The sequence below is a fragment of the Amycolatopsis cynarae genome, assembly GCF_026802195.1.
Classification (GTDB): Bacteria; Actinomycetota; Actinomycetes; order Mycobacteriales; family Pseudonocardiaceae; genus Amycolatopsis_E; species Amycolatopsis_E rhizosphaerae.
Window position 1 is genome coordinate 623,480 of sequence record NZ_CP113836.1, and the last position, 13,928, is coordinate 637,407.

A 13,928-nucleotide genomic window follows, 5' to 3' on the forward strand; every position below is an offset into this window, starting at 1 on the left:
GATTTCCCGGCCCGCCAAAGGAAAGGTGCCCCCTCCCGGCGAACCGGGAGGGGGCACCTTTCACGGACGGGAGCCGAGCGCGATCAGCTGAACGCCTTGGCGATCAGCGCCTTCTGCTCGACGTCGTGCACCTTGGACGAACCGGCGGACGGGGCCGCCATCGGGCGGCGTGCCACCACGTCCAGACCGGACAGCAGCTCCGGGAACTTCCGCGGCAGGTGCAGGCCGAAGAACGGCCAGCCGCCCTGGTTCTCCGGCTCTTCCTGCACCCAGGCCACCTGCGGCGAAGCGGTGTAGCGCTCGAGCGCGGCCCGCAGCTTCTTCATCGGCAGCGGGTAGTACTGCTCGATCCGCACGATCGCCACGTCGTCGGCGCCCCGCTTGGCCCGCTCGGCCACCAGCTCCCAGTACAGCTTGCCGGAGGTCAGCAGCACCTTGCGGACCTTCGCCGGGTCCACCTCGACGTCGTCGATCACGGACATGAACTTCGTCTGGCCGATGAAGTCCTCGACCATGGAGGTGGCCGCCTTGTTCCGCAGCATCGACTTCGGGGTGAAGACGATCAGCGGGCGCTGGATGCCGTCCAGCGCGTGCCGGCGCAGCAGGTGGAAGTAGTTCGCCGGGGTGGAGGGCACCGCGACCGTCATCGAGCTCTCCGCGCACAGCTGCAGGAACCGCTCGATCCGGCCCGAGGTGTGGTCCGGGCCCTGACCCTCGTGACCGTGCGGCAGCAGCAGCACCAGGTCGGAGCGCTGCCCCCACTTGGCCTCACCGGAGGAGATGTACTCGTCGATGACGGTCTGCGCGCCGTTGACGAAGTCGCCGAACTGCGCCTCCCACAGGACCAGCGCGTCCGAGTTGGCCACCGAGTAGCCGTACTCGAAGCCGACCGCCGCGTACTCCGACAGCGCCGAGTCGTAGATCATCACCCGGCCCTGGTCCTCGCCGAGGTTCTGCAGCGGGGCGTACTCACGGCCGTTCTTGCGGTCGATGAGCACCGAGTGCCGCTGGGTGAAGGTGCCGCGGCGGGAGTCCTGACCGGACAGCCGGACCAGCCTGCCCTCCATCGCCAGCGAACCGAACGCGAGCAGCTCGCCGAACGCCCAGTCGATGCCGCCTTCGCGCGCCATCTTCGCGCGGCGCTCCAGCACCGGCTTGACGCGCGGGTGCGGGTTGAAGCCGTCGGGCACGTTGAGGAAGGAGTCGCCGATGTGCTCGATGGTCTCGCGCGGCACCGCGGTCGGCACCTTGGCCGGGACCTGCTGCTCCTCCTCGACGGACGGGCTCGGCGTGATCGGGTGCTTCTCCAGTTCCCGGACCTCGTTGAAGACGTGCTCCAACTGGCTGGAGAAGTCCCGCAGCGCGGCCTCGGCCTCTTCCACCGAGATGTCGCCGCGGCCGATCAGCGATTCGGTGTAGGTCTTCCGCACCGAACGCTTCGTGTCGATGATGTCGTACATCGCCGGCTGGGTCATCGACGGGTCGTCGCCCTCGTTGTGCCCGCGCCGCCGGTAGCAGATCATGTCGATCACGACGTCCTTGTTGAACGCCTGGCGGTATTCCACGGCCAGCTTGGCCACCCAGTGCGCGGCCTCCGGGTCGTCGCCGTTGACGTGGAAGATCGGCGCGCCGATCATCTTCGCCACGTCGGTGGCGTACTGCGAGGAGCGCGAGTTCTCCGGCGCGGTGGTGAAACCGACCTGGTTGTTGATGATGATGTGCACGGTGCCACCGGTGCGGTAGCCGCGCAGCAGCGCCAGGTTCAGCGTCTCCGCCACGACACCCTGGCCCGCGAAGGCCGCGTCGCCGTGCAGCAGCACCGGCAGCACCGTGAAGCCGCCGGAGTCGCCGCCCTTGTCGAGGATGTCCTGCTTGGCGCGGACGATGCCCTCCAGCACCGGGTCCACCGTCTCCAGGTGGGACGGGTTCGCGGTCAGCGACACCTTCGTCTCGCCGTCGCCGAACATCCGGAAGTACTTGCCCTCGGCGCCCAGGTGGTACTTGACGTCACCGGAGCCGTGGGCCTGGCCCGGGTCGAGGTTGCCCTCGAACTCCTGGAAGATCTGCGAGATCGGCTTGCCGACGATGTTGGCCAGCACGTTGAGCCTGCCGCGGTGCGGCATGCCGATGACGACCTCGTCGAGCTCGTGTTCGGCGGCCTTGTCCAGCACGGTGTCCAGCAGCGGGATCACCGTCTCGCCGCCCTCCAGCGAGAACCGCTTCTGGCCGACGTACTTGGTCTGCAGGAAGGTTTCGAACGCCTCGGCCGCGTTGAGCTTCGACAGGATGTACTTCTGCACGGCCTGGTCGGGCTTGGCGTGCGGCACCTCGACGCGCTCCTGGATCCACCGGCGCTCGTCCGGGTCCAGGATGTGGGTGTACTCGACGCCCACCGTGCGGCAGTAGGAGTCCCGCAGCACGCCCAGCACGTCGCGCAGCTTCATCCGCTCCTTGCCGGCGAAGCCGCCGACGGCGAACTCGCGGTCGAGGTCCCACAGGGTCAGGCCGTGGGAGAGGACGTCGAGGTCCTCGTGGCGGCGCTGGCGGTAGTTCAGCGGGTCGGTGTCGGCCATCAGGTGGCCGCGCATCCGGTAGGCGTCGATCAGCTCGAGCACCCGGGCGGTCTTGTCGATCCCGCCCTCGGGAATGTCCTCCACCCAGCGGATCGGCTCGTAGGGCAGCCGCAGGGAGGTGAAGATGTCGTCGTAGAAGCCGTCGCCGCCGAGCAGCAGCTCGTGGATGCGCTTGAGGAACTCTCCGGACTCCGCCCCCTGGATGATCCGGTGGTCATAGGTCGAGGTCAGCGTCATGATCTTGCTGACGCCCAGGTCGACCAGCGTCTTCTCACTGGTGCCCTCGAAATGCGCGGGGTACTGCATGGCACCCACACCGATGATCGCGCCCTGGCCCGCCTGCAGCCGCGGCACCGAGTGGTTGGTGCCGATGCCGCCCGGGTTGGTCAGCGAGATGGTGGTGCCGGAGAAGTCGTCCGCGGTGAGCTTGTTGTTGCGGGCCTTCTTGACGATCTCCTCGTAGGCCTGCCAGAACTGGAGGAACGACATGTTCTCCGTGTTCTTGATGGAGGCGACGACGAGGGTGCGGCTGCCGTCCTTGCCCTTCATGTCGATGGCGAGGCCGAGGTTGACGTGTTCCGGCGTGACCGCGAAGGGCTTGCCTTCGATCAGCTCGTAGTGCCGGTTCATGTTCGGGAAGTCGCGCAGCGCACGGACCATCGCGTACCCGATGAGGTGCGTGAAGGAGATCTTCCCGCCGCGGGTGCGCTTGAGGTGGTTGTTGATGACGATGCGGTTGTCGGCCATCAGCTTGGCGGGCACCGCGCGGACGCTGGTCGCGGTCGGCACGCTCAGCGAGGCGTCCATGTTCTTGGCGATCGCGGCGGCCGCGCCGCGCAGCTGCTTGGTCTCCGGCTCGCCTGCCTTGGCGGCCGCGGTGGCGGCGGGCTTGGCGCTGGCCGGCCGGGGCTTCGCGGCAGCCGGTGGAGCCGGGGTCGCGGCGGCCTGCTTGGCCGGCGGCGAGGTGGTCGCGAGGGCCTGCCCGTTGCTCGGTCGCGGGGCCGGGGCCGTGGTGGTGGCCTGGCCTGCGGTGCCTGCGCCTTCCGGCTTCGCCGCCGGAGCCTGGGTCGGCTTGAAGTCGGAGAAGAAGTCATGCCAAGCGGCATCTACTGAAGAAGGGTCGGCGAGGAACTGGTCGTACATCTCCTCGACGAGCCATTCGTTGGGGCCGAACTGTGACGCAGGGCTGCTGCTGGACACGGCAGGGACTCGCCTCTATCCATCTCGATCTTGTTGTCCGCTAGTGCGCCTCCCAGGCTAACCCCCTCGCCATTCCGGATGTGATCGAAGTGGTGCATCTGCGTTGCAACTGAGTTTGGGATTGCTCACTTGATCGGTACAGGCGGCGTGTGGGGTGCTACGCGCGCGTGAGGCGGTGCGATGTACCGCGCCGGGCGGCGACGCCGACCAGCGGCGCTTCACGCGGAGGCCGCCGGAAACGGTACATGGGTTTCGCTGGCTGAGTCACATCGGCGGCGTTCGCCGTCGGGCCCGATCCGGCGGCAGGGGTAATCTGGCCGGTCGGAGGTGGCCCATGGACCTGGTGGCCGAACTGAGAGCGGTCGTCCCCGGCGACCGGGTGGTGGACGACCCCGGCATCGTCGAAAGCTACCTGCAGGACCACGCCGAATGGGCCCCCTACGGGCGGGCCGCCGCGGTCGTCCGGCCGCGCACCACCGAAGAGGTCCAGGCCGTGGTGCGGCTCGCCGCCCGGCTCCGCGTCCCGGTCGTTCCCCGTGGGGCGGGCACCGGGCTCTCGGGCGGCGCCAACGCGATCGACGGCTGCGTCATCCTGTCCTTCGAGTCGATGAACCGGGTCCTCGAGATCAACCGGCTGGAGCGGCTCGCGGTCGTCCAGCCCGGCGTCGTCAACGACGATCTGCGCGCCGCCTGCGCGGTGCACGGCCTGTGGTACCCGCCGGACCCGGCGAGCGCACCCTGGTCGACCATCGGCGGGAACGTGGCGACCAACGCCGGCGGCGTGTGCTGCGTGAAGTACGGCGTCACCCGCGACTACGTGCTCGGGCTGGAGGTGGTCACCGGGCGCGGCGACGTGGTGCGGCTCGGCCGCCGGACCGCCAAGGGCGTCGCCGGGTACGACCTGTGCGGGCTGATGGTCGGCTCCGAGGGCACCCTGGGCGTCATCACCGAGATCACCGTGCGGCTGCGGCCTTCCCGCGCGCCGGAACGCACCGTCGCGGGCTACTTCGACTCCATCGTGGCGGCGGGCGAGGCGGTCAGCGCGGTGTCCGCCTCCGGCGTCGTCCCGTCGGCACTGGAACTGGTCGACCGGCACTGCCTCGAGGCGGTGGACGCGTGGAAGAACATGGGCCTTTCGGCCGACGCGAACGTCGTACTGCTCGGCCGCTGCGACACCCCGGGCCTCGCGGGCGAAGAGGAGGCCCAGGTCCTGCTGCGGTGCTTCGAGCAGGCCGGTGCCTCCTGGGCCGCGGTGTCCTCGGACGAGCAGGAGGCCGAGGCCCTGTTCGACGCGCGGCGCCTGGCGTATCCGGCGCTGGAGCGGCTCGGACCGGTGCTCACCGAGGACGTGTGCGTGCCGAAGGCCCAGGTGCCCGAGATGCTCGCCCGCATCGAGAAAACCGCCGTCGCGCACGACACGCTCATCGCGAATATCGCGCATGCCGGGGACGGCAACCTGCATCCGTTGCTGATCACTCCGATCGGCGACGAGGACGCGAAACGGCGTGCCCAGGCCGCCTTCGAGGACATCATCGCCGACGCCGTCGAACTCGGCGGTACCGTCACCGGCGAGCACGGGGTCGGGCTGCTCAAGCGCGGCGGGCTGCGGCGGGAGGTCAGCCCCGGCGTGCTCGACCTGCACCGGGCCGTCAAGACCGCGCTCGATCCGCTCGGCATCCTCAACCCCGGCAAGGTTTTCGACTGAGGCGGGTCCCTTCACGGCCCTTATTTGCCGCATGGTGCCGTGAAGGGTCGCCCCAGCCCCGGTCAGCGGAGCGGGTGGGCTCCCGGCGACCGGACTGTCAGTGGCCGGAGCCGGTGTACCAGAGCCGGGCGTAGTGTCCGCCGGCGGCGAGCAGTTCTTCGTGCGTGCCCTGCTCGACGACCCGGCCGCGGTCCAGCACCACGATCCGGTCGGCCTTGGCCGCGGTCGCCAGCCGGTGCGCGACCACGAACGTCGTGCGCCGACGGGCCAGGTTCTCCGTGGCCCGCAGCACGGCGGCCTCCGTCGCCGGGTCGAGTGCGGCGGTCGCCTCGTCCAGCAGCAGCACGTCCGGGTCGACCAGTTCGGCGCGCGCCAGCGCGATCAGCTGCCGCTGTCCCGCCGACAGCGAGCGCCCCCGTTCCCCGACCGGCTGCCGGAACCCGGCGGGCAGCGCGGCCACCCCGTCCAGCGCGCCCACCGCGCGCACCGCGGCCTCCACTTCCACGTCCGTCGCCGAGGGACGGCCGTAGCGCACGTTGTCCGCGACGGTGCCGGTGAACAGGTGCGCCTCCTGCGGCACGACCCCCATCCGGTGCCGCAGCGCGGGCAGGTCGTAGTCCCGCACGTCCACCCCGTCGATGCTGACCTTGCCGCCGGTCGCGTCGTAGAACCGGGCGAGGAGCTTGACCACGGTCGACTTGCCCGCGCCCGTGGCGCCCACCAGCGCCACCGTCTCACCCGGGGTCACCTTGAGGAAGACATCCGCCAGGGCAAGGGAATCCGACCCGGCGTAGGCGAACTCGACGGCGTCGAAGGTGACCTCGCCCGTCAGGTGTTCCGGCACCGGAACGGGGTTCGCGGGCGGCGGCACCGACGACGGCGTGCGCAGCAGGTCGCCGATCCGGCGCAACCCCACCTTCGCCTGCTGGTAGCCGTCGAACACCGAGGAAAGCTGCTGGATCGGCGAGAAGAACAGGTTGAGGTAGAGCAGGAAGGCCAGCAGCACACCGACCGGCAGGCTCCCCGCCGCCACGCGGTTGGCCCCCGCGACCAGCACGATCGCCTCGGCCACGCCGGAGAGCATGGTGACGAACGGGAAGTACGTGGCGACGTAGCGCTGGGCCCGCAGCCGCGAGCGCCGGTACGCGTCGCTGCGCGAGGCGAACACTTCGGCCGAGCGTTCCTCACGGCTGTACGCCTGCGCGACCCGCAGGCCGCTGACGTTTTCCTGCATGTCGGCGTTGACCACGCTGACCCGTTCCCTGGCCTCGGTGTAGGCCGCGGTGGCGAGCCTGCGGAAGACCACCGTCGCGATGATCAGGATCGGCAGCACGCTCAGCGCGTACGCGGCCAAGGAGGCGTCGGTGATCAGCAGAGCGGCGGAGATCCCGGTCAGCGTCAGCGCGCTGATCACCGCCTGGGCCAGTCCGGTCTGCAGGAACGTGGACAGGGCGTCCACGTCCGTCGTCATCCGCGTCATGATCTTGCCCGACAGTTCGCGCTCGTAGTAGTCGAGCCCGAGCCGCTGCAGGTGCGCGTAGCTGCGTACCCGCAGCGAGTACAGCACCGTTTCCCCGGCGCGCGCGGTGAGACGGGTCTGCACCGCGATCACCAGCCAGTCGAGAGTGATCACCGCGGCGCCGATGGCGGCCATGAGCCAGATCACCGACTCGACCCCGGGCCGGACCCCGTGGTCGACGCCCTGCTGGTACAGCGAGGGCAGCGCGATCGACGCCAGCGCGTCCAGCCCCACCAGCACGATCACCGCGGTGAGCAGGCCGCGCACCGGCCGGAGCAGCCGCCCGAGCCGGAAACCCGGGTCGGGCGCGGTCACGTCGGTGTCCCGCAGCGCGGGGGTGTCCGTGGCCGGGGGGAGCTTCCGCACGCCTTCGAGGAGCTCTTCGGTGGGCGGCACGTCGATCGTGCCGGGTCTGCCCATCCCGGCGCCCGCGGCGGGCGCCGGGGTGCTGCTGCGCAGCTGTGCCGAGCCGGCCAATTCGGCCGCGTCGTCCTGCTCGGCCGGTTCGGGCCACAGTTGCGGCGTGATCCCCGAGGACGGCTGAACCGCGCAGTCGCGCCGATGGACCTCTTCGACGCCCTCGCCGGGACCGGAGACCAGCTCGCGGAACAGCTCACAGCGTTCCTCCAGCTCGGCCGCCGTGCCCACGTCGACAACGCGGCCCGCGTCGAGCACGGCGATGCGGTCGGCGAGCGCGAGTGTCGAGCGGCGATGCGCGACGAGCAGGGTGGTCCGGGTCGCGGTGACGGCCCGCAAGGTCTCGTGGATCGCGGCTTCGGTGACGGTGTCCACCGCGGAGGTGGCGTCGTCGAGGATGAGGATCCGCGGATCGGTGATCAGGGCCCTGGCCAGGCCGAGCCGCTGCCGCTGCCCGCCGGACAGGGTCAGTCCCCGCTCACCGACCTCGGTGTCGTAGCCGTCCGGCAGGCGCAGGATGAAGTCGTGGGCCTCGGCCGCCTTGGCCGCGGCGACGATTTCCTCCTCGCTCGCGTCGGGCCTGCCGTAGGCGATGTTGTCCCGGATCGAGGCGGAGAACAGGAACGCCTCCTCGAACACCACCCCGATCGCCTGGCGCAGTTCGGCGAGTTTCACCCCGCGTACGTCCTGGCCGCCGACTTCGACGGACCCGTCGTGCACGTCGTAGAAGCGGGGCAGCAGCAGGGAAATCGTCGACTTTCCCGAACCCGCCGTCCCGACCAGTGCCAGCGTTTCACCCGGTTTCGCCTCCAGGGACAGGCCGTTCAGCACCGGTTCGGACCGGGTGTAGCCGAACCGCACATCGGTCAGTCGGATGCCGAGCGGCCCTTCGGGAAGCGCACTGGCGTCCGGCGCGTCCCGCACCTCGGGCTGCGCGTCGATCAGCTCGTACACGCGGTCGGCCCCCGCGCGGGTCAGCTGGGCCTGCACCACCATCGAGGAGAGCATGCGCGCCGGGCCGACCAGGCCGGACACGTAGCTGGCGAACGCCAGGAAGGTGCCAAGGCTGACCTCACCGCGCAGGGCGAGGATGCCACCGAACGCCAGCACCGCGACCTGCCCCGCCGCCGGGAGTGCCGAGGTGGTCGCGGCCGGCACGGCCGACAGCCGGGCGGCCCGCAGCCGCTCGGCGAACAGCCGCTTCGCCGCCGACTCCAGGCGCGCCACCTCGCGCGCCTCCTGACCGAAGCCCTTGACCACCCGCACCCCGGTCACGGTTTCCTCGACGTGCTGGGCGAGGTCCGCGGCCCGCTGCTGGGCCGACCAGGTGGCCGGGAACAGCCGTTTGCGGGACGCGCCCGCGACGATCGCCACCGCGGGCACCACGATCAGGGCGATCAGCGTCAGCAGCGGCGACATCCACAGCATCGCCGCGAGCGAGAACACCGCGAAGATCACCGAACCGGCCGAGACCGGCACCATCATCAGCAGCGACACGACCAGCTGCAGATCGGTGATGGCGCGGGAGACCACCTGGCCGGTACGCAGCGAGTCCTGCTTCCCACCGTCCAAACGGGACACCGCGCCGAACACGGCCCGGCGGAGGTCGTGCTGCACGTCCAGTGCGAGCCGCCCGCCGACGTAGCGGCGCACGAACGCGGTCCCGAACATCAGCACCTGGACGCCGACCAGACCACCGGCCAGCAGGCCCAGCCGGGCGGTGCTCCCGGTGACCGCGTCGTCCACGGCCGCCCGCACCAGCAGCGGGCTCCCCGCCTGGAAGCCCACGCTGATCACCGCCGCGGCCAGCGAAAGCACCACGAGAACGGGATGCCGCCATGCCGCGGCGGAGAGTCTGCGGATCCAACCGGTCGGGGCTTCGGGGGCAGGCGCGGCAGTCGTCACCCAGCCAGGCTATGCGCCTTCGGTCAGGTGATGTCGCGTCGCTGGTTGGAAGCCCAGCCGGTGAGGAAGAACAGCATGGTCCAGGCGAAGAAGATCAGCGCCGAGGCCCACCAGGAGAAGGCACCCGGCGCCCCCGCGAAGTACTGCAGGGTCCACTGGGCCTCTTCGTTGATACGGGGCAGCTTCACCCCGGCGGCCCCGAACGCCTCCGCGCCGATCGCGCCCACGATGCCGTTCATCGTGCCGTTGGGCAGCACGCCACCGAGCCAGGAGACCTTCCACACCCCGTAGCTCACCAGCACCAGGACGTTCTCGAAGACCAGGAGGTAGATCGACAGCGTGATCACGCTGCCGACCACGCTCTTCCAGACCGCGCCGACGCCGATCCCGAACAGGGTGGCCAGCACCCCGGCCAGGACCGACGCGCCGATCACGCCCAGCCACTGCCCCGAGCTCGGCTGCCGCGCCTGGTCCACGCTCAGCGCGATACCGAGGCTCGCCACGGCCGCGATGAGCAGGCCGTACAGCATCCCCCAGACGACGTAGGTGATCATCTTCGCGGTGAGCACCGAGCCGCGGTTCGGGGCGGTGAGGAAGGTCGTGGTGATCGTCTTCTTGCTGTACTCGCCCGCCAGGGCGTACACGCCGAAGATGACCGGGAAGACCAGGCCGATGTTGATGCCGTGCCCGATCGCGAGCAGGCCCATCGGGAGATGGCCGATCTCGATGCCCATGGCGTGGGCGATGTCCTGGGTCTCTTCACTGTCGAGCACGTTGCCGACCTTGTTGGCGAAGGCGCCCCAGCCCAGTGCGAACCCGAAGGCGAAGACGACCGCCGGGATCATCAGTCCCCACCAGCTCTTCGTGGTGAGCGTCTTGCGGAATTCCGCGATGATCAGCCTGCCCATGTCAGCGCTGGCCTCCCCAACCCTGCTGCGGCCCTGGCTGGCCTTGCGGCGGATAGCCGGGCGGGACCTGGTACTGCTGCGGTGTCTGAGGCGGGTAGCCGGGCGGCGGCGGCCCCCAGCCACCCTGCTGCGGCGCCTGCTGCTGCGGCGGCTGCTGCTGGTACTGCGCCTGCTGGGGCGCGCCCCCGAACTGCGGGGCGCCCGAGTACTGGCCCTGGGTGAGCTGGAAGAAGAGCCGCTCCAGATCGGCGCGCTCCTCTTCCATCCCGTAGACCGCCAGGCCCGACTTCGCGACCAGGTCACCCACCTGCTGCCGGCTCGCGCCGTAGACCGCCACCCGGCCGTCCGGAGTGGCTTCGAGCTGGGCCACGCCGGCCCCCTGCAGTGCCTTCACCAGCGCCGCCGCGTCGGCCGCCTGCACCAGCACCCGCGACTGCTGGCTGCTGCGGAGCTGTTCGAGCGAGCCGAAGTAGCGCGTCATGCCCTGGCTGATGATCACCACGTTGTCGATGGTCTGCTCGACCTCGGACAGCAGGTGGCTGGACACCAGCACTGTCCGGCCTTCACGCGCGTAGGCGCGCAGAAAGTTGCGCAGCCACAGGATGCCTTCGGGGTCCAGACCGTTCGCCGGCTCGTCGAGCACGAGGACCTGCGGGTTGCCGAGAAGTGCGGTCGCCAGCGCGAGACGCTGGCGCATACCGAGCGAGAACCCGCCCGGCTTGCGGTTCGCCGCCGAGGACAGACCGACCAGGGCGAGCACCTCGTCCGCCCGCTGATCCGGCACCCCGAGCGCCGCGGCGTACACGCGCAGGTGGTTCCGCGCGGTCCGCTTCGGGTGGAACCCTTCGTTCTCCAGCACCGTGCCCACCACGCGGGCGGGGTTGCCCAGCTGGTGATAGGGCAGGCCGTTGATCGTCGCGGTACCCGCGGTCGGGGTGACCAGGCCGAGAATCATCCGGAGCGTGGTCGTCTTGCCCGCGCCGTTCGGCCCGAGGAAGCCGGTGACCGAACCCGGTTCCACCATGAAACTCAGGTTCTGCACAGCGGGAACGGGGCCGAACGTCTTGCTGAGGTTCTGCACCACAATGCGGCCGCTGCCGTCGTTCTGCATCGGTCCCCCCTGGTTCCGGCGAATGGGTGAAGATCAGCGCAGCCGACATCCTGCCTTATCGCCTCCCAGGGGGGGACCACCGGGCCGAAGGTCACTATGGGTGACTGAATCACCAGGTTGACGCACTAACCGTGAAGAAGTATTTCGGGCAAAACACGGGCCCCGATGCAGCGAACTCCGCCGCGAGCACCTAAGCTGATACATGGCGGCCCGCTCCCAGTGACCCCCAGGCTGGTTGAGCGGGCCGCCCCTTGTTCGCCGGGGCATTGCCCGGCTTCCCGTTTTCGCTCACCCGCCCCAGCCCCTCGGCCCCCCGGGGTTGGAGCGGGGCCTGTTTGCTGCGAATGATTCGCAGCAAACAGGCCCCGCTGCACGGCATGCAGGCGGGGTCGCACCGGCGAAGGCCGGAAATGTCCGACCTGGGGAGCATGCTCGGCGGGTGCCGAGAAAAGCAGCGATCGACCTCGATCAGATCAGCCGTGTCTTCCCAGATGGCGTCGCCTCGCGCGCACGCCTGCTCGAGCTGGGCCTTTCCAGCTCAAGCATCGCTCACCGCTGCCGTCCGGGCGGTCCTTGGCAGACCGCGATCCCCGGCGTCGTCCTTCTGCACAGTGGAAGCCCCACCCGTCGGCAGCTCGGTCGTGTCGCGTTGGTCCATGCCGGGCCCCGCGCGATGTTGACCGGCATCGAAGCGGCGCGGCTGTACGGCGTCCGCCGCTTGCCCCATGGGCAACTCGTGCATGTCCTCGTGCCGCACGAGCGCAAGGTGAGCAGCCGGGTGTGGGTGACGGTAGAGCGAACGCGAAGACTGCCGAACCCCGTGAACCTTCGAGGTCTGGCGGTCGCTCCCACGGCGAGAGCGATCATCGATGCGACTCACCGCATGCAGGACCTCGACGCCATCAGGGCGATGGTCGCCGACGTCGTGCAACGGGGCCTGTGCACGCCCTCTGCCCTGGGCATAGAACTGGCCAAGGGCCCCGCCATCGGCTCTGCGCCTCCTCGTCGTGTTCTCTCCGAGATAGGGGACGGCGTGCGATCGGCGGCGGAAGCCTGGGGACGTTCCTTGGTTCGCCGGAGCCCCCTCCCCGAACCCGGGTGGAACGTGCCGGTCCGCGATCGCGCCGGCCGGCTGCTCGGTGTGGTGGACGGGTGGTGGCGGGTGGGACTGGCTTGGGAAACCGATTCGAAGGAGTTCCACCTGACACCCGATGGATATGCCCGCACCCTTGAGAAGCACGCTGCCTTGACCGCGGCCGGTGTGGTGGTGATACACACGGTCCCGTCCCGGCTCCGAACCGATCCGCACGGCGTTCTTCGCGAGCTGATGGCGGCCCATGAGGTGGCGAAGTCCTGTCCGGCTCCCCAAGTCATGGTGCCGCCATCGGCGCGTATCGCCTGAGCATCGGCGACCGGCCCGCCGGCGGCGGTCAGCCGAGGAGGGGGGTGGAGGTCGTGTGGGGGAGGTCGTGTGCGAGGGCGACGGCTTCGTTGGTCAGTGCGCCTGCGTGCGTGTTCAGGCCCTTGGCCAGCGATTCGTCCGCGCGCAGCGCCGCCTGCCAGCCGTGGTCGGCCAGCCGCACCGCATAGGGAAGCGTGACGTTGGTCAGGCCGTAGGTGGAGGTCCGGGGCACCGCGCCCGGCATGTTCGCGACGCAGTAGAACACCGACTCGTGCACGCGGTAGGTCGGGTCGTCGTGGGTGGTGGGGCGCGAGTCCGCGAAGCAGCCGCCCTGGTCGATCGCGATGTCGACGAGCACGCTGCCCGGGCGCATCCGCGCGACCAGGTCGTTCGACACCAGTTTCGGTGCCCGCGCGCCCGGCACCAGCACCGCACCCACCACCAGATCCGCCTCCAGCACCGCCTGCTCCACGGCGAAGGCGTTCGACGCGACGGTGCGGATGCGGCCGCCGAAATCGTGGTCGATCTGGCGCAACCGGTCCACATTGGTGTCCAGGATCTCCACGTCGGCCCCCAGCCCCAGCGCCACCCGCGCCGCGTTCAGCCCGGCCACGCCGCCGCCGATCACCACGACCCGCGCCGGATGCACCCCCGGGATGCCACCCGGCAGCACTCCGCGCCCGCCGCTGGGCTTCATCAGCGCGTAGGCGCCCACCTGCGGGGCGAGCCGGCCCGCCACCTCGGACATCGGCGCCAGCAGCGGCAGCGAGCCGTTCGGCAGCTGCACGGTTTCGTAGGCGATCGCCGTCGTTCCGGCGTCCAGCAGGGCCTGGGTGAGCGGGCGGTCGGCGGCCAGGTGCAGGTAGGTGAACAGCACCTGCCCCGCCCGCAGCCGCGGGTACTCCTCGGCGACCGGTTCCTTGACCTTGAGCACCAGTTCGCCCTCGGCCCAGGTGGCCTCCGCGCTGCCCAGGATCTTCGCGCCCGCGGCCACGTACTCGTCGTCGCTGATCGCCGAACCCGCGCCCGCCTCGGTTTCGACGAACACCTCGTGCCCGCGCTGGGTCAGTTCGTGCGCTCCGGCCGGGGTCAGGGCCACCCGGTACTCGTGCTTCTTGATCTCACGGGGGACGGCGATGCGCACTGCTTCCTCCTGACTCACTTCGGGCGTGACGTGACCACGGTGGA

The 13,928-nt window shown here is 70.1% G+C and carries 7 protein-coding genes; 2 read left to right on the top strand and 5 right to left on the bottom strand.

All coding sequences use genetic code 11. The annotated features are described in order from the left end of the window. Positions 1-83: 83 nt before the first annotated feature. Positions 84-3,773 carry a multifunctional oxoglutarate decarboxylase/oxoglutarate dehydrogenase thiamine pyrophosphate-binding subunit/dihydrolipoyllysine-residue succinyltransferase subunit gene (locus tag ORV05_RS03010; protein WP_268756921.1) on the bottom strand — a complete coding sequence of 1,230 codons (3,690 nt, stop codon included), beginning with the start codon at positions 3,771-3,773 and terminating at the stop codon, positions 84-86. Positions 3,774-4,107: 334 nt separating this feature from the next. Between ORV05_RS03010 and ORV05_RS03015 the strand changes: the two genes are divergently transcribed. Further along, positions 4,108-5,478, top strand: a complete 1,371-nt coding sequence (locus ORV05_RS03015) for an FAD-binding oxidoreductase (RefSeq protein WP_268756922.1) — start codon at positions 4,108-4,110, stop codon at positions 5,476-5,478. 97 nt (positions 5,479-5,575) lie between these two features. Here ORV05_RS03015 and ORV05_RS03020 read toward each other — a convergent pair whose 3' ends face one another. Genes ORV05_RS03020 through ORV05_RS03030 form a run of 3 tightly spaced genes read right to left on the bottom strand, consistent with a single transcriptional unit; the run spans position 5,576 to position 11,338 of the window. Then, positions 5,576-9,319 (bottom strand): ABC transporter ATP-binding protein, encoded by a 3,744-nt coding sequence (locus ORV05_RS03020; protein ID WP_268756923.1) that lies wholly within the window; start codon positions 9,317-9,319, stop codon positions 5,576-5,578. Between the two features lie 23 nt (positions 9,320-9,342). Continuing rightward, complete coding sequence (locus tag ORV05_RS03025) at positions 9,343-10,227, bottom strand: ABC transporter permease subunit (protein ID WP_268756924.1); 885 nt, start codon at positions 10,225-10,227, stop codon at positions 9,343-9,345. A 1-nt stretch (position 10,228) separates the two neighbouring features. Further along, positions 10,229-11,338, bottom strand: a complete 1,110-nt coding sequence (locus tag ORV05_RS03030) for an ABC transporter ATP-binding protein (RefSeq protein WP_268756925.1) — start codon at positions 11,336-11,338, stop codon at positions 10,229-10,231. 439 nt (positions 11,339-11,777) lie between these two features. On the opposite strand from ORV05_RS03030, the gene ORV05_RS03035 reads away from it, so the two are divergent. Continuing rightward, positions 11,778-12,740 (top strand): hypothetical protein, encoded by a 963-nt coding sequence (locus ORV05_RS03035; RefSeq protein ID WP_268756926.1) that lies wholly within the window; start codon positions 11,778-11,780, stop codon positions 12,738-12,740. Between the two features lie 28 nt (positions 12,741-12,768). Here the strand turns inward: ORV05_RS03035 and ald are convergent, their stop codons facing one another. Beyond that, positions 12,769-13,884: an alanine dehydrogenase gene (gene ald / locus ORV05_RS03040; protein WP_268756927.1), complete on the bottom strand. Its 1,116-nt coding sequence runs from the start codon at positions 13,882-13,884 to the stop codon at positions 12,769-12,771. Positions 13,885-13,928 lie beyond the last annotated feature (44 nt).